This is a genomic window from Rhizobium viscosum, assembly GCF_014873945.1.
Lineage (GTDB): Bacteria > Pseudomonadota > Alphaproteobacteria > Rhizobiales > Rhizobiaceae > Rhizobium > Rhizobium viscosum.
Genome location: NZ_JADBEC010000002.1, coordinates 1155354 through 1179481 on the forward strand (window position 1 = coordinate 1155354; position 24128 = coordinate 1179481).

General features: G+C 61.5%; 19 protein-coding genes. 4 read left to right on the forward strand and 15 right to left on the reverse strand.

Annotation, left to right across the window (positions count from 1 at the left end; translation table 11 throughout):
• Nucleotides 1–255: 255 nt before the first annotated feature.
• The 14 genes from H4W29_RS26150 to H4W29_RS26215 form a co-directional block, all read right to left on the reverse strand.
• The gene (locus H4W29_RS26150; protein WP_192731738.1) at nt 256–1041 is read right to left on the reverse strand and encodes an SDR family oxidoreductase; all 786 of its coding nucleotides are present in this window, start codon (nt 1039–1041) and stop codon (nt 256–258) included.
• Nucleotides 1042–1085: 44 nt separating this feature from the next.
• Entirely contained in the window at nt 1086–1859 is a 774-nt protein-coding gene (locus tag H4W29_RS26155; protein ID WP_192731739.1) for an SDR family NAD(P)-dependent oxidoreductase, read from the reverse strand.
• Nucleotides 1860–1869: 10 nt separating this feature from the next.
• Nucleotides 1870–3204, reverse strand: coding sequence for a dihydroorotase (locus H4W29_RS26160; protein WP_192731740.1), 1335 nt, complete (start codon nt 3202–3204; stop codon nt 1870–1872).
• A gap of 15 nt (nt 3205–3219) precedes the next feature.
• Nucleotides 3220–4911 carry a thiamine pyrophosphate-requiring protein gene (locus tag H4W29_RS26165; RefSeq protein WP_192731741.1) on the reverse strand — a complete coding sequence of 564 codons (1692 nt, stop codon included), beginning with the start codon at nt 4909–4911 and terminating at the stop codon, nt 3220–3222.
• Entirely contained in the window at nt 4904–5812 is a 909-nt protein-coding gene (locus tag H4W29_RS26170; protein ID WP_192731742.1) for an allantoinase PuuE, read from the reverse strand. Before H4W29_RS26170 ends, H4W29_RS26165 begins: the two co-directional genes overlap by 8 nt.
• Complete coding sequence (locus H4W29_RS26175; RefSeq protein ID WP_192731743.1) at nt 5812–6849, reverse strand: NAD-dependent epimerase/dehydratase family protein; 1038 nt, start codon at nt 6847–6849, stop codon at nt 5812–5814. Before H4W29_RS26175 ends, H4W29_RS26170 begins: the two co-directional genes overlap by 1 nt.
• Before the next feature lie 35 nt (nt 6850–6884).
• Nucleotides 6885–7646 (reverse strand): SDR family NAD(P)-dependent oxidoreductase, encoded by a 762-nt coding sequence (locus H4W29_RS26180; RefSeq protein WP_192731744.1) that lies wholly within the window; start codon nt 7644–7646, stop codon nt 6885–6887.
• Nucleotides 7643–9073, reverse strand: a complete 1431-nt coding sequence (gene hydA / locus H4W29_RS26185; protein WP_376776610.1) for a dihydropyrimidinase — start codon at nt 9071–9073, stop codon at nt 7643–7645. Before hydA ends, H4W29_RS26180 begins: the two co-directional genes overlap by 4 nt.
• Nucleotides 9073–10335, reverse strand: coding sequence for an MFS transporter (locus H4W29_RS26190; RefSeq protein ID WP_192731746.1), 1263 nt, complete (start codon nt 10333–10335; stop codon nt 9073–9075). Before H4W29_RS26190 ends, hydA begins: the two co-directional genes overlap by 1 nt.
• A gap of 3 nt (nt 10336–10338) precedes the next feature.
• Nucleotides 10339–12429: a dipeptide ABC transporter ATP-binding protein gene (locus tag H4W29_RS26195; RefSeq protein ID WP_192731747.1), complete on the reverse strand. Its 2091-nt coding sequence runs from the start codon at nt 12427–12429 to the stop codon at nt 10339–10341.
• A complete protein-coding gene (locus H4W29_RS26200; RefSeq protein WP_192731748.1) occupies nt 12426–13298 on the reverse strand; it encodes an ABC transporter permease in 873 nt (290 codons plus the stop codon). The genes H4W29_RS26195 and H4W29_RS26200 overlap by 4 nt, the downstream gene beginning before the upstream one ends.
• A gap of 2 nt (nt 13299–13300) precedes the next feature.
• Nucleotides 13301–14314 carry an ABC transporter permease gene (locus H4W29_RS26205; RefSeq protein WP_192731749.1) on the reverse strand — a complete coding sequence of 338 codons (1014 nt, stop codon included), beginning with the start codon at nt 14312–14314 and terminating at the stop codon, nt 13301–13303.
• A 67-nt stretch (nt 14315–14381) separates the two neighbouring features.
• A complete protein-coding gene (locus H4W29_RS26210; RefSeq protein WP_192731750.1) occupies nt 14382–16055 on the reverse strand; it encodes an ABC transporter substrate-binding protein in 1674 nt (557 codons plus the stop codon).
• A 190-nt stretch (nt 16056–16245) separates the two neighbouring features.
• Nucleotides 16246–17250, reverse strand: coding sequence for a GlxA family transcriptional regulator (locus H4W29_RS26215; RefSeq protein ID WP_192731751.1), 1005 nt, complete (start codon nt 17248–17250; stop codon nt 16246–16248).
• Between the two features lie 794 nt (nt 17251–18044).
• Here H4W29_RS26215 and H4W29_RS26220 point away from each other — a divergent pair.
• Genes H4W29_RS26220 through H4W29_RS26230 form a run of 3 tightly spaced genes read left to right on the forward strand, consistent with a single transcriptional unit; the run spans nt 18045 to nt 22044 of the window.
• Entirely contained in the window at nt 18045–19235 is a 1191-nt protein-coding gene (locus H4W29_RS26220; RefSeq protein WP_192732804.1) for an amidohydrolase family protein, read from the forward strand.
• The gene (locus tag H4W29_RS26225; RefSeq protein ID WP_192731752.1) at nt 19235–20809 is read left to right on the forward strand and encodes a gamma-glutamyltransferase family protein; all 1575 of its coding nucleotides are present in this window, start codon (nt 19235–19237) and stop codon (nt 20807–20809) included. Before H4W29_RS26220 ends, H4W29_RS26225 begins: the two co-directional genes overlap by 1 nt.
• Complete coding sequence (locus tag H4W29_RS26230) at nt 20806–22044, forward strand: amidohydrolase family protein (RefSeq protein ID WP_312872391.1); 1239 nt, start codon at nt 20806–20808, stop codon at nt 22042–22044. The genes H4W29_RS26225 and H4W29_RS26230 overlap by 4 nt, the downstream gene beginning before the upstream one ends.
• A 256-nt stretch (nt 22045–22300) precedes the next feature.
• Here H4W29_RS26230 and H4W29_RS26235 read toward each other — a convergent pair whose 3' ends face one another.
• Complete coding sequence (locus H4W29_RS26235) at nt 22301–23086, reverse strand: SDR family NAD(P)-dependent oxidoreductase (RefSeq protein WP_192731753.1); 786 nt, start codon at nt 23084–23086, stop codon at nt 22301–22303.
• A gap of 241 nt (nt 23087–23327) precedes the next feature.
• Between H4W29_RS26235 and H4W29_RS26240 the strand changes: the two genes are divergently transcribed.
• Nucleotides 23328–24128, forward strand: a complete 801-nt coding sequence (locus tag H4W29_RS26240; protein WP_192731754.1) for a BtpA/SgcQ family protein — start codon at nt 23328–23330, stop codon at nt 24126–24128.

The following is a 24128-nucleotide window of genomic DNA, read 5'->3' on the forward strand; positions in this document are numbered from 1 at the left end:
GGAACCGACTGCCCCACGAACTCGTGTTCCGCTTGCGGGCCTATTTTGCCACCTATCGCAATCCTCGCGATTAATGGTCGGCCCCTTCCCTCCTCACCTGCCCGACCGGGGAGGGCTCGGAAACCGAGTCGCTCCAAGTTTGCCGCCATACGACGATCTCGACAGCGGTTGAACGGCCGAGACCCCGACTGCACGTCAACGCAGACTGACGGCGGCAAACTTTGTCTTCGCAATCGACTGACGTAGCTGCCCGTCTCACACGCTGGCGATCAGGCCACCATCGACCCTGATGACAGAGCCAGTCATATAGGAAGCGCGCGCGCTCGCGATGAAGGCGACGACATCGGCATATTCCTGGGGATCGCCGTAGCGGCCGACCGGGATGGACGCGGTGCTTGCCGCCGAGATTTCTTCGACGGCCTTGCCCTCCCGCTTAGCCTTCTGCTCGTCGAGGAAGGCGATGCGCTGCGTGGCCACACGACCGGGTAGGACGATGTTGACGGTCACGCCATCGCGACCGACTTCGCCCGCGAGCGTTTTCGACCAGCCGAGGAGCGACATGCGCAAGGCGTTGGAAAGTCCGAGATTGGGAATGGGCGCAACGACCCCCGAAGATGTCGAGGTAATGATGCGGCCCCACTTCTTTTTACGCATGTTCGGAAGAACGGCATCGCTAATGGCGATGACCGACAGTACCATGGTGTCGAAATATTTGCGCCAACTGTCGGCGCTCTGGCCGGCAACCAGCGTCGGCGGCGGGCCGCCGGTGATGTTGACAAGGACGTCGACCGAACCGAGCTGCTTTTCGATGGCGGCGAGATTGGGTGCGATCACATCGAGATCGGCAAGATCCCACGCCAGAGCCATCGCCGCGCCGCCGGCCGTGCGGATGTCGGCAACCGTCTTTTCGGCCGCTTCCGCGTTGATGTCGGCGACTGCGATCTGTGCGCCCTCGGCGGCAAGCGTTTTCGCTATCGCTCCGCCAAGTCCACCGCCTGCCCCCAGAACAAGAGCCGTCTTGCCTTTCAATCCCAAATCCATGGTCTGTTTCCTTTCCGTTATTGTCGATTTTTTCCGGCGTCCGATCAGCCGGCCATCCAGCCGCCGTCGACCATCAGATTGACGCCGGTGATGTAGCTCGCCATGTCGCTGGCGAGAAAAACCGCCGCATCCGCAACGTCGCGCGGCTCACCGAGCCGCGGCCAGGGGGTGCGCCGGCGCGAATAGTCGAGGGCGTCGGGATCGTTGGCGACACCCGGCTTGCCGGTGATGATCTTGCCGGGGGCGATCGCATTGCAGACGATACCTGAGTGAGCGTGATCGACGGCAATCTGCCGGGTCATCTGGACAATCGCACCCTTGCTGACGCCATAGGGAAAATCACCGGGGCAAGCGACCATGCCGTGTTGCGATGAGATGTTGATGATGCGGCCACGCGTTTCCAAGACCGGTTCCTGCGTCAGGAATTGCTGGACCGCCCGCTTGCAGCAGTGGAAAAACCCGGTGACATTGACCGCGATCACCCGTTCCCATTGCTGCGCCGTCGTCTCCAGAAGATTCGTCGAGGTGTAGATCGCAGCATTATTGACCAGGATGTCGAGACGGCCGAATTCGGTGACTGTATCGACAACCAGTCTATCGACCTCGGCCCAAAGGGAGATGTCGGTTTTGACGAAGAACCCCTTGCCGCCGCCGGCGCGGATAAGGGAGAGCGTCGGCTCGCCGCCTTCGACCGGCATCTCGGTGATATCGGCAAGCACGACCGCTGCACCTTCCGCGGCGTAGCGAAGCGCGATCGCGCGCCCGAGACCAGAACTTGCACCCGATACGATAGCAACCTTTTCGTTCAACATGGGCATGGACATTCCTTCAGGCGACATGGCGGACGATTTGACCGCGGTTGGGCAAAAGAAGGGCTCCGTTCCGCACGATGCGTTCGCCGCGCAGGAAGACATCCGTCAGGTATCCGACGGTGCGCCGACCATCGAACGGCGTATAGCCGGCACGGGTCGCCTGATCGGCATTGAAGATCGAGGTCGAGCGATTGAGGTCGACGACGAGAATGTCGGCATCGCAACCGACGGCAATCGATCCTTTCGAGCGGCCGAGCCCAAAGCGCCGGGCCGGATTGTAGGCGCACAGGCGCACCAGTGCCGAAAGATCGATCAGCTTCTCGGCGACGAGATCGAGCATGACGAAGAGCAGCGTCTGCAGGCCCGGCATGCCGCCCGGAATATCGGCAAAGGCTGGATAGGTAGCGGACTTCTCGGCACGGGCATGCGGGGCATGATCGGTCGCCATGATGGTGATTAATCCTTCCGAAAGCGCATGACGCAGCGCCTCGACGTCCTCGCGATCGCGAAAGGGCGGCGATCCCTTGAGGTCTGCACCAGCTTGACCCGCATAGTCATCGGCCGTGAAAAAGAGGTTCTGCGGGGTCGTTTCGACGGAAACGTCGGCGAGATCGCGAAGCCGCTGCCAGACCTCGATCCCGCGTTTTGAATTGATCTGGCGCACGTGCACACGGGCACCGGTTTCTGCTGCAGCCAGAACCGCGCGGGCAATGCCGCCGGCTTCGGCGAGCGGCGGCCTGCCCTCAAGAAAGGCCGAAATGCCCTTTCCGTCCCGCCCCGCACTTGCTTCCAGAATTGACTGGTCACCCGGGGAAATGCCGATCACCGGAGCGGCTTTCGCCAGGCGGCGCAGCATTTCAGTCACGACGTCGAGACTATCGAAGCGAAACTCCTCCGGCACGTCGGCCGTGAAGAGCTCGAGCGAAACGGGCGAAAGCGACAGCAGTTCGTCCAGCGCCTCGTCGTTCTTCGAGACGACGGCTTGAAATCCGACATCGACGTTCAGCCGTCCGGCAGCACGTGCCATCTTCTGCGACAGTTGCGCGGCAGTTGCCGTCCATGGATCGTCGGTCGGCATATCGAGAATGGTAGTGACGCCACCAAGCGCTGCCGCACGCGTGCCGCTCTCAAAATCTTCTTTCTGCGTCAGGCCCGGTTCGCGCAGATGCGCATGGGCATCGACCAGTCCGGGCAGAAGCTGCATTCCACTCGCATCGACAAAAGAGCGCGCCATCGCGGTCTCGCCGGGAGCAAGCAGGGCAGCAATCCTGCCGTTGCGGATGCCGATATCAGCGCGTTTTTGCCCATTGGCATTGATCAGCGTTCCGCCGGTGATCAGTAGGTCGAACACATCTGCCTCCCGCCCCTACCACAAGCCCGCAAGGCGCGGCTCTTCATGGGTGACGACCTCCAGGAGCGACGCCTGTCCGCCTTTGACCCTGTCCAGGGCAGCAAGCAGCGCCGGGCGCAGGTCTTCGGGTTCGCTCACGCAAGCCCCGTAGCCGCCGAGCGCCTCGGCGATCGGCGCATAACTGCCGGTTATCCGGTTGGCGCCGTATTTTTCTGTCGCGACCGGCATGCTTTTCGCGTAGCCCCCGAGCACATTGTTGCGCAGTACGATCGTCAGCACCGGCAGGTCGCAGCGCACAGCCGTCTCGAAATCGATGCCGACCATGCCGAAGGCGGATTCCCCCATCAGATTGACGACCGTCGCCTCGGGCCGCGCGAGCTTGGCGCCGATCGCGAAGCCGAGGCCGCTGCCGAGCTGGGTCGTCTTGCCCCAGCCGATATAACTGCCGGGCACGCTGGCCACATAAAAAGGGCAGAACTGGTCGCGCGGATTGCCGGCGTCGTGGGTGACGATCGAGGTTGCCGGATCGAGCGCCTGCATCAACTCCCAGACCACCCGATAGGGCGAAATCGGCCGGCTCTCCGACGTCAGCAGGGGCATCCATTTCGCCATGAAGGCAGCACGCACCTCAGCGATTTCCGCTGTCGGGTCGGCACGCTCGCCAAGCACCGGGACTTCCTGCCCGATATGGGAGATCATCTGTTTCAGGACCAAGCCGACGTCGCCTATCACCCCCTGCGCAACGGCGTAGTCTTTGCCGAGGTCGGCCTCGTCGAGCGTCACCTGCAGGATGATTTTATCGTCCGGGACGGGCAGGATGTAGTAGGAGCGTGTCAGGCTGCTGCCGAGCGCGAGCACCACGTCGGCCTTGTCGAGAAAATGATCGACCGGTGCCGGGCGTGCCCGACCGGCTGTCCCGAGTGCCAGCGGATGGTCCTCCGGAAAACCACTCTTGCCGTTTGGCGTCGTCATGACGGGGATGCTGAGAAGTTCGGCAAGCTCGACCAACTCTCTCGTCGCCGATGCCGACAGGATCCCCTGCCCTGCAAGGATGACCGGGTTTTTCGCCGCAAGTAGGGTTTCGACGAGAACGGCCACTTCACCTTCACCGGCCTGCGGCACGCTACGGCCTGGGCGGCGGTGGTCGGAGGGCTGCGCATCGAGGCTTTCGGCCAGAAGATCGACCGGCAGCTCGAGCAGGACAGGCGCCGGCCGCCCATTTCTGACACGTGATATCGCCGCGTGCATCAGCTTCGGCAGGTGGGCGACCTGTGTTGCCGCCTCGCACCATTTGGTGATGTGACGAAAATTGCGGCGGGATTCGAAATTCGGAGAAACCGCCTCCGAGCCGCGCGGATAGCCGGTCGGCAGGAACAGCATCGGCACGCGGTCGTTGAAGGCCTGGGCAATACCGGCAAATGCGCTTTCCGCGCCCGGACCATACTGGACGGTCACGACCGCGAGCTCGTTGCCGGCGGTGGCGCGCGCATATCCTTCGGCGATATTGACGGCAACACGCTGGGTGCGGGCAATCAGCGGCGGAATGTCGAGTGCTGCCGAGGCATCGAAAAGCTCGCTTGCCGGAAAGCCGATGATCTGCTTGACGCCTTCTTCCTTCAAGACCCCTGCGACATAGTCGGCGCCGCTCATCCTTGTCGTCTTCGCCAGAGGGCCGTCATTGGCCATTGCATGCGTGCCGTCAGCCATGATGTTCGATCCAGTAGCGGGCAATGTCCTCGCGCCGCATGAAGGCGACACCAGGTGTCTTCATGACGTGTTCGATGACGTCGCGCAGGCCGGACGCGCGATTGGGCTGTCCCATCCATCGGGCATGCACGCCAATGGTCAGCATGCGCCCGCCTGTCTCCTCGGCTTCGCCGATCATGTAGTCGATGGCGGAGCGGCAATCCTCTGCGAAGTCGCGTGGATTGCTGTAGCCCGGTGCGATTAGATAGCGGCTGTCGTTCAAGGTCTTCGAATAGGGCACGACGAGAAGGCGCGTTCCCTGATGATCGAGAAAATAGGGAAGATCGTCGTTGCAGGGATCGGAATAATAGAGGAACCCGCCCTCCTGGACGATCAGGTCGCGCGTATTGACGCTCGGAAACGAGCGGCAATTCCAGCCGAGCGGGCGTTTGCCTGTGAGCTTCTTGTAAAGCGCGATCGCCTCATGGAGCTGACGCTCCTCCTCCTCCCGCGGCATGGTGGAATATTCGCTCCAGCGCAGGCCGTGTCCGAGGAGGTCGTGGCCGCGCGCTGCCATCCATTCGACGACCGCTGGGTTTTTCTGAAGCGCCACAGCGCAGGCCGAAACCGTTACGGGGATCTCATAACGGTCAAAAAGACGCGTGAGGCGCCAGACGCCCGCGCGACTGCCATACTCGAAATGGGTTTCGGTTCCGAGGTCGCGGACCGCGGGGCTGTTCGGGATGTTGTATTCACCCCAATTGTCGTTGCGACCGTCGTCCAGCCAGGAATATTCCGCGCCTTCCTCGTAGTTCAGGACGAGGTTGATCGCGAGCCTGACGCCACCGGGCCAGGTGATGGATGGCGGCGTCGGTCCATAGCCGACGAAATCGCGCGTCTGGTCGTTGGCGAAAGCACTCACTATCTTTCCTCCCCTTGCATTTCGTTGTCCTTGATCCAGTCCATGTAGTCGTGGAATGCCTGCCTGGCGGGCCGTGGTCGCCAGTGAGTATCGCGGACGATGCGGGCGATGTCATAGGCACCCCACATACCGTCCTTCAAAGCGACGTCCTGGATGATATTTGCCGTCTCGACCGCGCTGATCTCGACTTGCAGGCCAGGCAACCGCTCACTCGCCCAGCTGATCACGTCACCGATCGTCGCGGTTTCCCCACTGCCGATATTGTAGTGGCGGTAGCGGAGGCGCTCGACCGAGAGCAGCGCAATGATCGCGTCGGCGACATCGGCCGCATGGACATAGTCGCCGACCGGCTCCAGGCTGTTAGGCCTGATGACCTCGCCGGCGAGCGCCATATGGGCGACGCGGTTCGGCACATGGCGGAAGTTGCGGCTGCCGGTTGCCCGGTCCATCGGGCCATAGACCGAGGCAAGCCTGACGGAGACCGCCGACAGCCCGAAAAGGTCGGCATAGCGATTGACGACCATCTCGGCGGCGAACTTGGAAATGCCGTAGAGAGTCAGAGGCGCGACATAACCGTCCTCCGGCAGCGGTTCGCCGCTCCAGTCGGGCCCGTGATGGCGGTAGACCGAACCGGAGCTGACATAGACAAAACGCTTGAGCCCCTTGTGCGTGCGGGCCCATTCCAGGATGTGCACCGAGCCCATGAAATTGACGTCGACGATGCGTGCGGGATCTTCCGCTTCCGGCTGGCGCCTGGCTTCCGCCGCGCTGCCGCGCGAGATCGGCGTGACGGTCGCGCCATGCACGACATGGGTTATGTCGTGTGCGTCAAGCGCAGCCCGCCACTCCACGGGGTCGCAGATATCGGCAGTGATCACGCTCAGCCGGTCTCGCACTGGTGCAAAATAGCGCTCCGCCATGGCATCAAGAGCGGCCCGGTCGAGAATCACGACACGCGCCGTCGGATTGCGCTCGAGCCATGCTCTGGCAAGCACGCTCATGACAAATCCGGTCCCGCCGGTCACAAGTAGGGTCATTTCAAGATCCGTTCGAAGCTTTCTAGTACAGAGGGTCATCGTGCCGCATAGCCGCCATCCACGAGCAGATCGGTGCCGGTGATGAAGGAAGCATCCGCCGAAAGGAGAAAGGCAGCAGACGCGGCGATCTCATCCGGCTGAGCGATGCGGTCGAGAAGATGGGCCGGGCCGAGCGCAGCACCGGCGGCATCGAGATCAGGAAAGCGCTGCAACAGCCGCGGCGTGGCGACCGCACCTGGCGACAGGGAATTGACGCGGATGCCATCGGCCGCGTGATCGACCGCCATCGCTTTGGCAAGATGCACGAGCCCGGCCTTGGCCGCGCAATAGGCAACCGCCTTGCCGACAGCGACATGTGCAAACTGCGATGCGATGAAGACGACCGAACCCGCGCCTGCCGCAACCATCGCCGGCAGCGCATATTTGCTGACAAGAAAAGCCCCCGTCAGGCTGACGCCGATTTCGAGCTGCCACTGTTGCTCGGCAAGATCAATCACGGTGCCGTCACGGGAGGGCGCTGCTGCATTGTGCACCAACCCGTCGAGGCGGCCGAAGCGGGCCAGCCCGATCTCGACGGCTGCCTTGACGGACCGGGCGTCGGTAACGTCGCATGCGGCGCCGATCGCCGATCGGCCGAGCGCCTCGGCAAGTGCCATAACATCCGCGCCCGACTGGTCGAGACAGATCACCGAAGCGCCTTCGGCGACACAGCGCCGGGCTATTGCCGTGCCGATACTGCTTGCCGCTCCGGTGATGAGAATGACCTTACCGCCAAGGCGGGCTGTGGGGCTGCTCATGACGCGAGGACCTTCGAAAGCGCCTGCTGCGGCGGGAAGGGACGTTCGCGCGCGATGAACTGCCCGCGGCCCGGCTCGGCGAGCACCTTGCCGTCGTCCCAGACGATGTCGCCGCGCGAGATCGTCATGATCGGCCAGCCCTTGATGGTCTGCCCTTCATAGGGTGTGTAATCTGTATTGTGGTGCAGAGCCGAATTGGTAATCGTCACCGAGCGGTCCGGATCCCAAATCGCGAGGTCGGCATCCGCGCCGGGAGCGATGCGCCCTTTGCGGGGATGAAGGCCGAAAAGCCTGGCCGGCGCGCCGGCCGTCAGATCCGCGAATTTCTGCAGCGACATCCGGCCACCGTTGACACCAGCCGAAAACAGCAGGGCCAGGCGCGTCTCGATGCCCGGAATACCGTTCGGGATCCGGTGAAAAGGCGTATTGGGGCCGCCGGCGATCTTGTCGGCATAGTGCCAAGGCGAGTGGTCCGACGTGAAGACCTCGAGCGTCCCGTCCAGGATGCCGGCCCAGATGGCGGGCTGGTTGGATTTATCGCGCGGCGGCGGGGTGCAGACGCATTTTGCGCCCGACAGGTCATGCGTGTCGATATCGTCTGCCGACAGGAAAAGATATTGCGGGCAGGTCTCCGCATAGATCGGCAGGCCGCGTGCCTTGGCCCGGCGGATTTCCTCGACGGCCCCGCCGGCCGCGACATGGCTAACGAGAATGGGCGTCTCGATGAGCTCGGAAAGGCTGATCGCCCGGAAAGTCGCCTCCCGGTCGCCGATTTCCGAATGCGCCTTTTCATGATAGCGAAGCTGCGTCTTGCGTGCGGCGATGAACTTTTCCGTCAGCCAGCGGATGCAGGCATCGTTTTCGGCATGCACCATCACCATCGCACCTTGAGCGCGGGCAAGATCGAGAACGTTCAGTACTTCGTAGTCGTCGAGCTTCAGCCCGTCATAGGTCAGGTAGATCTTGATCGACGTGCATCCCTCGGCGATCAGGCCGGGGATCTCGTCTCGCAGGACCTCGGCGGACGGGTCGCCGACAATCAGGTGGAAACCGTAATCGATGCGCGCCTTCGAGCCGGCGCGCTCATGGTAATCCTCGACGATCGCGCGCAGCGACTGGCCGCGCATCTGCATGGCGAAGGGCACGACTGTGGTCGTGCCGCCGCAGAGGGCCGAGAGCGTGCCTGTATTGAAATCGTCGGCCGTCGACTTTCCCTCCCATGGCTGCTGGTCCATGTGGCAATGTGTGTCGACGCCGCCGGGCAGGACGAGGCGGCCTTCGGCCATGACCTCGCTGCGGGCTCCCCCGAGATCCTCGTCGAGCGCGACGATCACCCCATCGCGAATGCCGATGTCGATCTGCTTCGTCGCATCAGGCAGCACAACCCGACCGCCTCGGATAACGAGATCAAAGGGCTGCTTGGACATCATTCGCATCCTCCCGATTCAAGGCAGAGTTTGGCCCCGCCGGAGCGACGGCGCGACAGGTTGAGGCAGGCGGCGACGGCGACAAGAAATGCGCCGCTGCCGAGGAGCAGGAAGAGCGCCTGCGGGGCAAACCAGTCCATCAGCCCTGCAGCAGCCCCCGGCGTCATTATGTTGCCGATCGAATATAGGAGCAGCAGCCCTCCGGACGCCGAGACCATGTGGCGGCTATCGAGCTGCGAATTGGCATAGGCGATGGCGACCGGGTAGATCGTTAGCGCGACGGCCCCATAGAAGAAGAACAGTCCGAGAAGCAAAATCTGCGAATGCAGACCAGGCCAGGCGATCGCGGCGCAAAGCCCGGCTGCGACCAGGCCTTGGGCGAGCAGCAGGAGGCGCCTGTCGACGCGGTCCGAAAGCCAGCCAACGGGGGCTTGTGCGAGCATGCCACCGAGGCTGAAGGCCGTCACCAGCGTCACGGCCGAGGCCGCATCGAGCCCCACGCGTTCGGCATAGATCGGCGTCATCGTGTAGACATTCATGTTCGTCATGCCGGCCTGAAACACGCCGACGACGGTGACCGGTGCGAGGGCTGCCAGCTGCCAGACGCCGAAGCGATGCCTCAAGTGGACGCTCCCCGTCCCCACTGTTTCAGCGGCTGCCGACACCCGCAAGGCTGGCCAGGGTGCGCCGAAGAGGCGCGCATAGGCGAGCCCGCATAGGATAACGCCGAGCACGATCTCAAACAGATGCGGAGAACCCGGTCCGGCGGCCTCTACGAGCAATTGCGCAGACAGGGTCGCAAGCGAGGTCATCAGCATGTAGAGGGAGAAATAGGCTCCGCGGTTCTTCTGGTCGGCATAGAGATTGATCCAGCTCTCGGCGACGACGAAGAGCGTGGCGATGGCAAAGCCGTTGATCAGGCGGAGGCAGAACCAGACAGCCGGTGCCTGCGTCAGCATGTAGCCGCAGGCACCGCATGCTGCGAATGCGGCGACAGCCAGAAAGGCGTGCTCGTGGCCGTAGCGGCTAACCAGCAGGCGCGCTGACAGGCAGCCGGCGAGAAAGCCTATGGGGAACGCCGTCAGCAAGAGCTGCACGACCTGGGGATCGATCGCCGGGTCGCTGAGATGCAGCGAGACAGTCGTCGTCAGAAGCGAGTTGCCGGTTGCGACGATCAGGATGCTCGCCATGACATGCAGAATCGCACGAAATCTTGCCACCTTCGGCTGGAGGCCGGCATCCGCATTATCGGGATGGACCATTGCTCACGCCTTTCCCGGGCGCGCCAGCACCGAGGGACGGGCTGCAAGCTCGTCCTCCTCGATATGGCAGGCAATTTCGTGCGTCTCGGACATCCTGCGCAGCGGTGGGGCAACAGTATCGCAGATCGAGCCGACCTTGCGGTGGCAACGCGTTGCGAAGCGGCAGCCGGCCGGCACGTTGATCGGGCTCGGCGTTTCACCCGAAAGACGGATCCGCTCGCGCGGCGCCTCGTCCGGATGGGGGCTGCGGATCGCCGATAGCAACGCTTCTGTATAGGGATGCGCGCCTTCGCCAAAGACTTCCTCGACGCTCCCCTGCTCCATGATCTTGCCGAGATACATGACCACGACCTTGTCGGCGACGTGGCGCACGAGTGACAGGTCATGGCTGATGAACAGCATCGTCGCGTGTTTTTCCCGCTGGATGTCGAGGAGCAGCGTGACGATGGCGGCCTGGACCGAGACGTCGAGCGCAGAAACCGGTTCGTCGGCGACGATCAGGGTGGGGTCGGCTGCGAACGCGCGCGCAATCGCGATACGCTGTTTCTGGCCGCCCGACAGCTGGCTTGGCTTTCGATCGGCAACGGCAGGTGACAAACGCACCATCGCCAGAAGCTCCCGCACCCTCTTTTCGATCTCCGCCTTGCCTTTGCGGATTCCGAATTTCTTGATCGAGCGGCGGATCGAAAAAGCCGCCGAATGCGACGGGTTGAGCGTGCTGTCCGGGTTCTGGAAGATCATCTGGATCTGCTGCAGCATCTTGCGGGGTCGCTCACGAGCCTGCAGCTCGGCGATATTGTCGCCTGCCAGGCGGATCTCACCCGACGTTGCCTTGTCGAGCCCGGTGACGATGCGTGCGAGCGTCGACTTGCCGCAACCCGATTCGCCGACAAGCGCGACGATCTCGGCCCTGGCCGCATCGAAGGAGATCGCCTCATTGGCCTTCACCGTCTTCTGATAGCCGATTGCGTAGAGCCTGCTGACCTCGGAGAGTGCAATCGCGGTCTCAGACTCGCCGCGTTCATTGTGCCGGGGCGCCGGCGCCTGTGATGCATCGGGGATCTCCTGCCAGCGCGGGCAACGCACCAGATGACCCTCATCCGCCTCCTTGAGCGTCAGTCCCGGCTGATCGCACTGCCCGGCAGAAAAACTTGCGCAGCGCGGAGCGAAGAGACAGCCGACGGGCCGCTCGGAGGGGAGCGGGATATGGCCGGGAATGGCGGCGAGCGCGCGGCTGCGCTTGTCGCTGGCAATGTCGGGAATGCAATCGATCAGGCCACGGGTATAGGGGTGTCGGGGCCGGCGGAATACCTCGCCCGTCATCCCCTCCTCGACCATCTCCCCGGAATACATGATGCCAAGGCGATCACAGCTTTCGGCAATCAGGCCGAGATTGTGGGAGATGAAGAGCAGGCTTGTGGAATAACGCTGGCGAAGCTCCGCTATGAGATCGATAACAGCGGCTTCGACGGTCACGTCAAGGCCGGTGGTGGGCTCGTCAAGAAGCAGAAGCGAAGGTTTGGCAAGCAGAGCCATGGCGATGACGACGCGCTGCTGTTGACCACCCGACAGCTGGTGCGGGTAGCGCTTGAGCATGTCGCCTGGATCGGGAAGGCGCACATCGGCGAGCATCGCTTCTGCCATGGCGATCGCCTCGGCCTTCGTCGCGCCAAGATGCAGGCGCGGCACTTCGGCAAGCTGGGCTCCGATCGTCTTGACCGGGTTCAGCGCGCTCATCGGGTCCTGGTAGACCATGGCGAGCTGGCGCCCCCGGATCGAACGCAATTCCCTGGCCGAAGCGCCGACGAGTTCCTTGCCGTTGAAGCGGATGCTGCCATTGGCAATCACGCCGGTATTGCCAAGATACCCCATGATCGCCATCGCCGTCGTGCTCTTGCCGCAGCCCGATTCACCGACAAGGCCATAACTCTCGCCAGGCTTGACGCAAAAGGACAGGTCGGGAATGGCGACCACTGTCTCGGCCTTTCCGCGAAACTCGATGCGCAGGTTCCTGATATCGAGGACAGGTGCCTGATCGATCATGGGCGTGATGGACATGGCCGCTCCTTGAAGATTGGAGGCGAGAATGTTCATGGCTTCCAGGCCTCCCGCATGCCGTCGGCCAGGAGATTGAAGCCGAGAACCAGGGTGACGAGAGCAAAGGAGGGAATGAGCGACATGTGCGGCCAGACGTTGAGAACGGTGACGCTCTCCTTGACCATGCCGCCCCAATCCGGATTCGGCGGCGGCAGGCCGAGCCCGAGGAATCCAAGGATGCCGATGGTGATTATGGTATAACCGATGCGAAGACAGGCATCGACAATGAGCAGGCTGCGGCAATTCGGCAGAAGCTCGACGAGCATGATGTAAATCGTGCTCTCGCCGCGCAATTTTGCTGCCGCGATATATTCCTGTTCCTTCAGGCCGAGCACGAGGCCGCGGGTGATGCGGCCAATGCCGGGTGCCGAAGCGACCGTCGTCGCGATGACGATATTGAACACCGACGGCCCGATATTGGCGATCAGGATGACGTAAATGACGAGGACCGGGAAGGCCAGGATGATGTCGGAGAATCGGCTGATCAGGGCATCGATCCAGCCGCCGTAATAGCCGGCGATCATGCCGATCGTGATGCCGACCACCATCGCAACTGCAACCGACAGGGGCGCAACGGAGAGCACGATGCGGGCACCGAAGATCAGCCGCGCCAGCACGTCGCGCCCGAGAATGTCCGTTCCGAGCCAGTGGGCTGCCGACGGATAGGGATTGGCCATGGCCATGACGTCGGAATCGGTTGGCGACGGCAAAGGCAGAATTGGGGCCAGAAGCGCCGCTAGGACCCAGAAGAGCACAAGCACAAGACCGACAATTGCCGTGCGCGAATGGAGAATACGCATCCAGCTCGGACGCGCAGTGCGTTTGGCGGGTGCTGTGACTTGAGCGATAGCGTCCTGTATGGCCATGATTATCTCACCCGGATGCGAGGATCGAGCAGCATGTAGCCAAGGTCGCCGAGCAGCTGCGTGACGACGGCGACGGCGACGGTGATGAGCGTGGCAGCCTCGAGCGTCGCCATGTCGCCAAAGAGGCTCGCTTCGAGAATGAGCCGCCCGAAACCCGGATAGGCGAAGACGAGTTCGGTGACCACGACGCCGCTGATCAAAAAGTTGATCTGCAGGAGGAGCACGGTGAACGGCGCGATCATCGCATTGCGCAGCGCATGGGAAAGCACCATGCGGCGCGTGCTCATGCCTTTGAGGATGGCCGTACGGATATAGGGCCGTTCCATGACGCCGATCATCGAGACCCGGATCATGCGGGCGACGTAGCCGAAGTCGTAGATGACAAGGACAGCGACCGGCAGGACAAACTGGTAGGGGACCGCCCACCCACCATCGCTGTTGAGCGGGCTCGTTCCGGGCAGGATCGGCCAGAGGATGACGAAAAGCGTGACGAGGAAAACGCCCGAAGCAAATTCCGGGATGGAGGTGAAGGTTATACAGATGACCGAGAGCGTCCGGTCGAGCACGCCGCCTTCCTTGAGCCCTGACAGGACACCGAAGATGATCGACAGCGGAACGATCAGCAGGAAGGCAAGCCCTGCGAGGATCGCCGTGTTGCCGAGCCGATCCCAGATGACGTCGTTGACCGGCAGCTTGTTCAAGGTCGAATAGCCGAAATTACCAAAATACTGGGCGCCGCGCGGATCCTTGAAGTTCAGGCCGGTGGCAGGATCCTGAAGCGGATCGGGAATCGCGCCGACAAGCACGCCGAGCCAGCGGCCATAGCGCACGAGAAGCGGATCGTTTGCCTTGAGCTTCTCGGTGAGCAGATCGACCTGCTGCTGGGTTGCAAAAGGACCGAGCGATTTGCGCGCCACGCTGCCCGGCGTAAATTCGCAGATGGCAAAGACAAGAAACGAGGCGCACAGCATCGTCAGGATCATCATCGCCAGTCGTCGGAGGAGAAAATTCGCCATAGCCCATGTATCCGAGGTCTGCGCACGGCACCCTATCGCGCGAGCGCGTCCGGGTGCCGGCTTTAGATTAGGCCGAGATCGCGTATTGATGCGCGAAGATATATTGCGAAGGATGGAGCTCGAAGCCCTTGACCTTCTTGTCCATGACGGTCGAGAAGACTCGCCAGAACGGCTGAACGATCGGGCCGTCCTCCTGCATGATCGCCTCGATCTTGGCCATGACCTTGCTGCGCTCGTTCGGATCGAGGATGCCTTCGGCCTCGGTCAGGAGCTTGTCGAAATCCGGATTCGAATAGTTCGATTCATTCCATGCGGCATTCGACCGGTAGGCAAGAGACAATGTCATAATCGCCAGCGGGCGGTGACCCCAGGCAGTCAGGCTGAAAGGCGCCGTCGTCCAGACTTCCCAATATTGGGCGCTCGGCAGCGCCTTGATGTTGATTTTGACGCCGATGTCGGCGAACTGCTGGGCGAGCACCTGAGCAGTGTTGAGTTCCCAGATCGGATCGGGGCGCGTCACCATGTCGAATTCGAAGCCGTCGGGATAACCGGCATCGGCAAGCAATTTCTTGGCCTTTTCGATATCGCGCGGATATTTGGGAAGGGCGGCGTATTCAGGATGTGACGGCGCCACGTGATGGTCTTCGGCTGGCGCGCCGGCACCGAGAAGCGCGGTCTGGATCACCTTGTCGCGATCGATCGCATAACGCATGGCCTGGCGCACGCGCTTGTCCTTGAACTGCTCGGTATCCGGGTGCATGCGCGCAACCACGGTCTGGGTCGTCTCGACCTGGTAGACGGCGACATGCGGGAAATTCTTCATCGAATTGATCTGCACGGCGTCGGCTTCCGACAGGCCATCGACCTGTTTGGAGGCCATCGCCGCGATACCGGCGCCCGGATTGTCGCCGAGATCGACATATTCGAAGGTATCGAGATAGGGACCTGTGCCCCAATAATCGGTTCGCGCCTTGTATTTGGCGCCCTTGCCGACGGTATATTCGGTCATTTCGAACGGACCGGTGCCGTTGGCGTCAGGGCCGAAGGCGCCGTTATCGGCGGGATCGAGAATGAACATCGGATAGTGGTAGAGATGTTCCGGAACGGCGATCTGCGGCGCAAAGCAGTTCAGGCGCACAGTGTAGTCGTCGACCTTCTCGATCGCGTTATCGGCCCAGAGCTTGCTAGACTTCTTAGTGTTGCCCTTTTCGTCCTTCTCGCCGGTTTCGTATTCCTGCACGAGATAGCCGGTGAAGAGACCGAGCACCGAGGAGCCGACATTCGGATCGCTGACGCGCTTCAGGTTCCAGACGACGTCGTCAGCCGTCAGCGGCCTGCCGCCCTTGCGCCACTTGACATCCTTGCGAATGTGGAGAGTCCAGGTTTTCAGGTCGTCGCTGGCCTCCCACTTTTCCAGAAGATAAGGATGCGTGATGTTGTTGCGGTCGGTAAAGGTCAGGTATTCGCAGACCTGACGGATTACGTTGGATTTTTCCGCGAAATCGGCCAAATGCGGATCCTTGATCTCCATGCAGCGCATGCCGATGCGCAGATTGCCGCCTTTCGGCATGTCCTCGGCCTGCACACCAACGCCAGGCATGGCAACACCGGCCATGGAATAGGCGGCAGCGGCCGACAGGCCAAGCAATGTCGCCTTGCGCAGGAAGTCTCGGCGGCCGATTGCGCCTGACGACATCTCATCGACCAATGTGGGGATGTAGGTATGCTGTGTCTTGTCCACGGTAGTCTCTCCAAGTTCGCGCTTTAACTGTTCCCAAATGTTTTGGTCGGGCCTTCTGGGAGGCTACGCTCCGAGATGCGGCCACAGCGGGCTTTTGCCCGTCACCCATCCGTCTTGCTAAAAATTAGAACAGGAAGAAAGTCTGTGACATGCAGTCACTCGACATGTTTTCTGCGCAAAACGACATTGTTCATTGGATCGCCGCCTGCCTTCCCGCAGTGCGAGTGGCTGCAGGATTTTCGCCGAAGCGTGTCCGATATGAGCGGCCGAAATGGGAGGCTGAGCGATAGCCGCAGATCTCGGCGATCTCACCGATCGCAAGCTCCGTATAGGTCAGGAGTTCGCGCGCGCGGGTCATGCGCAGCTCGATGTAGAAGTTGGTCGGACTTTTGCCGAGATTGGAGTGAAACAGCCGTTCGAGTTGGCGCAGCGACAGGGCCACGCTTTCGGCGAGATCAGAAATGTCGAGCGGATCCCCAAGACTTGCTTCCATGCGGCGCACTGCAAAGGCAAGCTTGGCGTTGCGGATGCCGAACCGGTCTTCCGGCGACATGCGCTGAACGTCGTCCTGGCGCCGGATGCGTGCATGATTGAACTGGTCAGAAATCAGCGCGGCGAGCTCGCGGCCTTCGACAGCGGCGATGAGATAGAGCATCATATCGAGCGTGACTGTACCCCCCGATGACGTCAGGAACCGTCCGTCGATCGCGAAAATATCGTCCGTGGCAAGACAGTTCGGAAATTCGCTGCGAAAGCTCGCAAGCGATTCCCAATGAACGGCACATCGCCGTCCCTCCAGCAGGCCGGCCTTGGCGAGGAAGAATACCGCAGTGCTGACGGCTCCGAGGATACAGCCTTCAGAATGAACGCGTCGCAGCCAGGCAAAGACACCGGCATCGTAGGCATCGGCATAGTTGATCCCGGCACATAAAATGACGACATCGCAGCGTGGTGCCCTGGCAATCGGCGCGTCGGCATCAAAGCCAAGACCACTGCTCGAATTTACTCTACCGCCGTCGGCCGACAGGATCAGCCACTCGAAAGCCTTCCGCTTCACCAGACGATTGCCTTGTCTGAGTGAATCGAGCGCCGCTGCAAAGGTCATCAACGGGAAGTCCGGAACCAGGTAAAAGCCGATCCGGATCGGACGCTGACCCTGTGCCAGCTGTTTCAGCGAGTAGCTCTGGTCCGTCACCGGCAAACTCCTGTTTTGCGCATGCACATCCCTGCTCAGCTTCGCCCATGAACAAGCACCTGATCTCGATCAATGAACCGTAAAGGGCCTGGCGGAACGGATTCAATACATTTCTGCTTGGCCCTAGTGCCCCCCATGCAGGTGTGCTTGCTCTTTCCCTCAGCGAGGCCTAAGCAGGACCGGTGGCCCAGTCTTCATGTCCATTGCGTATTCGGATCACGGATATTGTCCCGCTCCTCGACGGTGCGGCCACAGAACACCACCTCTTCCAGGGACGGGCTTGAGCCGCGGGATGCTTCAAAGCTACACAGAAACTGCTCGCGCAGATCAGGTGTGCTGGTTAGCTTAGCGCAACCCGCAAGTCGCGGTTCGGCATGAAATCACATACTCACGCTTGGTGAGTTCATATCCGACGGTCTGGCATCCATATTGCATACCTGAAGTTCGGAATAATCTAAATTGGATTGTGCTCATGTCGCATGCAATGCCGTCATCGCCCGACTATCGCCTGGACGTGCGAGCTATCCGGAAGCCCTATTCGGGCGTGATCGCCGATGACGGCCCGCGTCCGTCGCCAAGAAAACGAAGCGGCCGAAGAGGCGGTCGTCGCCGGTAAGCGAAAGTCGTTGCCGATCAGGTGCTCTCCTGGAACGCATCAGGGCCTGGCACTGCTGATCGAAGGGTTGCAGGGTACGCTCCCGCGGAGCTGATCCGGGATCAATAGGAAGAGCCCAGATGCCCCGTCCGGTGGGGTTAGACTAGCGATAGAGAGAAAGGAAGCGCCAGTGAACCCAATGGAAATAGTCTTCACCAACGCAAAGCTTGCCGATGGTATGCTGAACGACATCGTGGTGCAGGACGGCCGGATCACGGCAATAAGACCGGCAGGCTCCGATGCGAATGCCGCAAACGTGGTCGATATCGACGGCGCCACTCTGGTTCCCAGCTTCGTCGACGGGCATATCCATCTCGACACAAGCTTCTACGGCGACAAGTGGATCCCGCATAAGTCGTGCACCAATGGCTTCGACGTGCATGAGCGTGTCGCCTTCCAAGCGCAGAATATGGCAGTCGCAGCACCTATGGACGAGCGCGCTCGCAACCAGCTCGATCTCTGCATTTCTAACGGCACCCTTCAGATGCGCAGCCACGTGATGGTCGATGGATCGGTCGGCCTGAAGTCGCTAGAAACCATCCTGAAGGTTCGCGAGGACTACACTGATATCATCGACATCCAGCTCGTCGCCTTCCCGCAAAGCGGCATCCTCAAAAGCCCCGGAACGCCGGAGCTGATGGACGAGGCGATCGCGATGGGTGCCGATCTCGTGGGCGGGCTCGATCCGCTCTCCTTCGACCGCGACATCAAGGGTCATCTCGACGTGGTCTTCGGCATTGCCGAAAGGCGCGGCGTCGATGTCGATATCCATCTCCATGATGCGGCCACGCTCGGCACCATGACGATCGAGGAGATATGTGCGCGTACGACCGCGCTTGGCATGCAGGGACATGTGGCGGTCAGCCATGCCTATGGTCTTGGTGATCTCGCGCCGGAAGCCGCAAAGAAGATTGCCACCCTGATCGCCAAAAGCGGCGTCTCGATCATGACTAATGCGCCCGGCAACCACAATTTTCCCCCTGTGGCCCTTCTGCGTGCTGCCGGCGTCAATGTCTTTAGCGGCAACGACAATATCCGTGATTCCTGGTGGCCCTTCGGGGACGGCGACATGTTGCGCCGGGCGGAGATTATCGCCTATCGTTCCGGTTTCTTTACCGACGAGGAACTTAACGCCGCCTTCGATGTAGTGACCTCGGGCGGTGCCAAGGCGCTTCGCCTGGAAGGCTATGGCATCGCTGTCGGCGCAAAAGCCGATTTCGTCACACTCGCGGCCGAGCACGTGCCGGAGGCCGTCGTCGCCATTCCGAAGCCGCGCCGCGTCTTCAAGGAAGGCCGCCTCGTCGCCGAAAACGGCTCGGTGATACGCTGATGTCTTCTCCCGCCACTCAGACTATTCGAGCTGACACGTCGTCTCGCGGCGCCGCGATCGTAGCGCCGCATTGGCTCGCCAGCCAAGCAGGTGCCAAGGTGCTGCGGCGCGGCGGCAATGCCATCGAGGCGCTGGTTGCCGCAGGTGCGGCGCTTGCGGTCACCTACCCGCATTTCTGCGGCCTCGGCGGCGATGCCGTCTGGCTGGTCGCCGACGAGACGGGCAAGGCGCAAACCTTCCTCGGTATCGGTCAGGCGGCAGGCGCCGTTCCGGATGGAGACATCCCCTTGCGCGGAGCCGCCTCCACGCTGACGACAGCCTGCCTCGTGGATAGTTGGGAAAAAGTGCTTGCCCATTCCGCCGCCGAGTGGTCGGGCTCGGAAAGTTTATCGACCCTGCTGGACGATGCGATCGCCCTTGCGAATGACGGTTTCGAGGTCAGCCGGTCACAGGCTTTCTGGCACGCATTCCGAAACGGCGAGTTGGATAGCTGGCCGGGCTTCGCCGGTCTCTTCCGATCATCAGGTACCCAGCGACAGCCGGCACTTGGCAAGACGCTTGATGCCATCGCCCGCCATGGCGCCCGCGAGTTCTATGAAGGGGCACTCGCCCGGCGGATCGTCGCTGGGCTTGCACAAGCAGGCTCACCGCTTTCGGCGAACGATCTTGCCGCAACACAAACCGATATTGCGGCTCCGATCCGCCAGCGCTATCGCGACACCATTCTGCTCGCACCGCCTCCACCCACCCAGGGCATAACCACACTCGGCATCATGGGTGTGCTCAACCATCAGTCGATGACGGATTTCCCCCCCGATAGCGCCGACTTCTACCACAGGCTCGTCGAGGCAGTGAAACAAGCGTTTCTTGACCGGCATACCATCGCCGATCCCCGCTATGGGTTCAATGTTTCCTCGGAACTGCTCGATCCAGCACGTCTCGCGGCGAAAGCCGCAGCAATCGTTCCAGGCCGTGCATTACCCTGGCCGCAGCCCTATCGGCACGGCGACACGGCCCTGCTTGCCGCCGTCGATGAGAAGGGACGCTGCGCATCGTTGCTGCAAAGCCTCTACTTCGATTGGGGAAGCGGCGTGGTGGTCGGCGACACAGGCATCCTCTGGCAGAACAGGGGCGCTGCCTTCAGCACCGATCCCGCCAGCCCCAATGTCATCCGTGCCGGGAAGCGTCCATTCTACACGCTCAATCCAGGCCTGGCGCTCAAGAACGGCCGATCGCATCTCATCTACGGCACGCAAGGGGCCGACGGACAACCTCAGACCTTATCACTCCTGCTCAGCCTGCTGATCGACCATGGTCTCGATCCGGCTACAGCCCTGTCGCGTCCGCGCTTTCTGCTCGGCCGTACCTTCTCCGACAGCCGCGACACCCTAAAGATCGAGGAAAATGCCGGCCTGGAAACGGTCTCCGCACTTGCCGCCATGGGCCACGAGATCTCGACGATCGATAGTTTCAGCCCACTTGGCGGGCAGGCCGGCGTTATCCGCATCGGGCAGGACGGAACGATCGACGGCGCCCATGACCCACGCAGCGACGGAGGCGCGATCCTGCTGTGACCGGCTCATTGTTTGATCTCGTTATCCGCAATGTCCGTGTTGAGGAGAATGGCCCCCTCGTCGACATCGCCGTACGAGAGGGTCGGATCGCTGACATCGGATCCGATATCCGGTGCGAGGCGATCGAAAGCGTCGATGGCGAAGGAACCTTCGCCTTCGGCGGGTTTGTCGATTCACACATCCATCTGGACAAGGCCTGCATCCTCGATCGCTGCACGATCTGCGAAGGTACGCTTGCCGAGGCAGTGCGGGAGACGGCTAGGGCCAAGGCGAGCTTCGAGGAGGACGACGTCTATGCCCGGGCGGCTCGCATCGTCGAGAAGGCGATTTCGCATGGTACGACGCGGATGCGCACCTTCGTCGAGATCGATCCCCGCGCCGGGTTCCGTTCCTTCGATGCGATCAAGCGCATCCGCGAGGACTATGCCTTCGCGGTCGATATAGAGATCTGCGCCTTCGCCCAGGACGGGCTGACAAATGAGCCCGAGACCGTGGACATGCTCGACGCTGCCCTTTCCAACGATGCGGATCTGGTTGGCGGTTGTCCCTATACGGATCCGGATCCCAACAGGCATATCGAGATGGTCTTTGCACTGGCGCTGAAGCATGACGTGCCAATCGACTTCCATCTCGACTTCAGCCTCGATCCCGAGTGGACCGACTTGCCGGCGGTGATCGACGCCACACTCCGTCACGGCTGGCAGGGTCGCGTGGCGATCGGCCACGTCACCAACCTCTCGGCCATGTCACAGGCAGAGATCGTCTCCATTGCCGATAGGCTGGCTGACGCCGGCATTGCGCTTTCCGTGCTGCCGTCCACCGATCTGTTTCTGAACGGGCGCGGCCATGACCGGCTGGTTCCGCGCGGTGTGGCGCCCGCTCACATGCTGGCAGGCCGCGGTGTCGTGACCTCGATTGCGACCAACAACGTGCTTAATCCCTTCACTCCCTATGGTGATGCCTCGTTGATCCGCATGGCCAATCTCTACGCCAACGTCGCCCAGCTCTCCCGAGACGAGGACATGGCTCTGGTCTTCAGCATGGTAACTGAGGTGACGGCACGCGAGTTCGGCAGTGTCGGACGGTTAAAGATAGGTGCCGAGGCCACGATCGTACTGCTCGACAGTCCCGGCCCGCGTGCTGCAGTGCGCGAGATTGCCCGCGTCGTTGCCGGCTGGAAGAACGGCAACCGGAGTTTCGATAACGGCAAGCCCAGAATTCACAGACCCAGGTGAACACCACTGGCTCACCCGCTAGGTACCTGACGCTCTCATCACACGACGCGCTGCCTTTGATGGGCGCGTGCCACGGAGAGCGACCCAGTCAGCTCTCCACCAGAGGGCCACTCTATGCCTTCAAGGTCAATCTTTTCCGAAGATAAAAGCAGTATCCTATCCAAAACGCGTACATGCATTGCCCTCCTTGTGCCCGTCTATCGCCCCGATCCGATTGCAGGCGTTTGACAGGCAAGACATGTGCCAGCAACGTCCTTCAGGTCATGTAGACGCCGCCAGTCACATTAACGCCCTGGCCGGTCATAAAACGGGCGCTGTCGGAGCAAAGGAAGACCACGACATCGGCAACGTCCTCGGGTGTTTCGATACGCCCGAGGGGGGTCTGACCAACATATTCGTCAAACACCTGTTGTGGTGAGATGTTGCGAAGGCGCGCCTCCCATTCGATCTCCCGGCTTTGCATGCCGGTTTTCACGAAGCCTGGGCAGACGGCGTTCACCCTGATACCTGCAGGCGCAAGCTCGCGTGCGAGGGCCTGAGTCCAACCAAGAACGGCAAACTTGCTGGCAGAATAGTGGGCCAGAAGCGGCGCGCCGACTTTTGCCGCAAGTGACGCCGTATTGACGATGCAGCCGTGCCCCTGCCCGACCAGATGGCGGCCAGCGATCTGGTTCGTCAGAAAAATCCCGCGCGTGTTGACATCGAAATTGAAGTCCCATTCCTCGTCGGTCAACTCGAGGGCCTTCTGCATGGTGGAAACACCGGCATTGGCGATGACGATATCGCACCCCCCTATCCCGTTTACCGCCTCAACGAAGGCAGCCTCGACAGAATCCCGCTTACGCACGTCGACCTCGACGGCAACGGCACCGTTTCCGATCGACTGGACCGCCTGGGCTGCCGCGTCGAGGTTGATGTCGGCGACCGCGACGACAACATCCTGGGCGGCAAGCGCCTTGGCGATGGCAAGCCCGATGCCGGTTGCACCTCCCGTGACGAACGCGCGGCGCCCCTGAAGCTCGGAAAAGACAGGCGGTTTCATGGCAGCTCCTTGAACGATTTCAAAAGAGCGTATCCAACAAAATCGAACTCATCAAATGTTTTTTTTGTTTGATTGAGTTCGTTTCGATGCGTATGGTCAAGCTGACTTGCGAAAGATGCTCCCTCGGGAATCCGACGGGCTCGGCAATGACTCAAGGCAGTTCACAGGAAACCGTGGGCTCAATCATCACTGCTCGGTCGAGCCGAGCGTGCATAACAGAACGTCGTGGAAGGACTGCACAATGGTTTTTGAATGCTTCGGGAAGCGCAAGAAGGTGGTCATCGCCATGGCCCATATCGGCGCCCTGCCCGGATCGCCGCTTTACGACGCTCAGGGAGGCATGCAAAAGCTGATCGATGACGTGGCATCGGACGTCGAGAAGCTGCAGGCCGGCGGCGTCGATGCCATCATGTTCGGCAACGAGAACGATCGGCCCTATGTCTTCAAGGGGTCGGCCGAAAGCGTTGCGGCGATGACTGCCATCGTGCAGGCAATCAAGCCTGAACTGAAAGTTCCGTTTGGCGTGAACTATCTCTGGGATCCTGTCTCGAGCGTCGCCATCGGCGCTGTCACCGGCGCCAGTTTCGTGCGTGAAATCTTCACGGGCCTTTTTGCCTCCGACATGGGGCTGTGGCAACCGGACTGTGCAGCTGCGGCCCGGCTGCGGGCGAATCTCGGCCGAGGTGACATGAAGATGCTGTTCAACATCAACGCGGAATTTGCCCATTCGCTGGATCAGCGCCCGATAGCGTTGCGCGCCAAGAGCGCCGTCTTCTCCTCCGTTGCTGATGCCATTCTTGTATCCGGCCCGATTACCGGGCAGCCCGCGAGCCAGTCGGATCTTCGCGAGGTATGCGAGGCGGTCACCGACGTCCCGGTCTTTGCCAATACCGGCGTCAACATCGATAATATCCGCGACGTTTTCTCCATGGCGCAGGGCTGCATAATAGGCACCCATTTCAAGGTGGACGGCAATACGTGGAACGCTGTTGACGCGGCGCGCGTCAGACGCTTCATGGACGTCGTCGAGACTTTGCGCTGA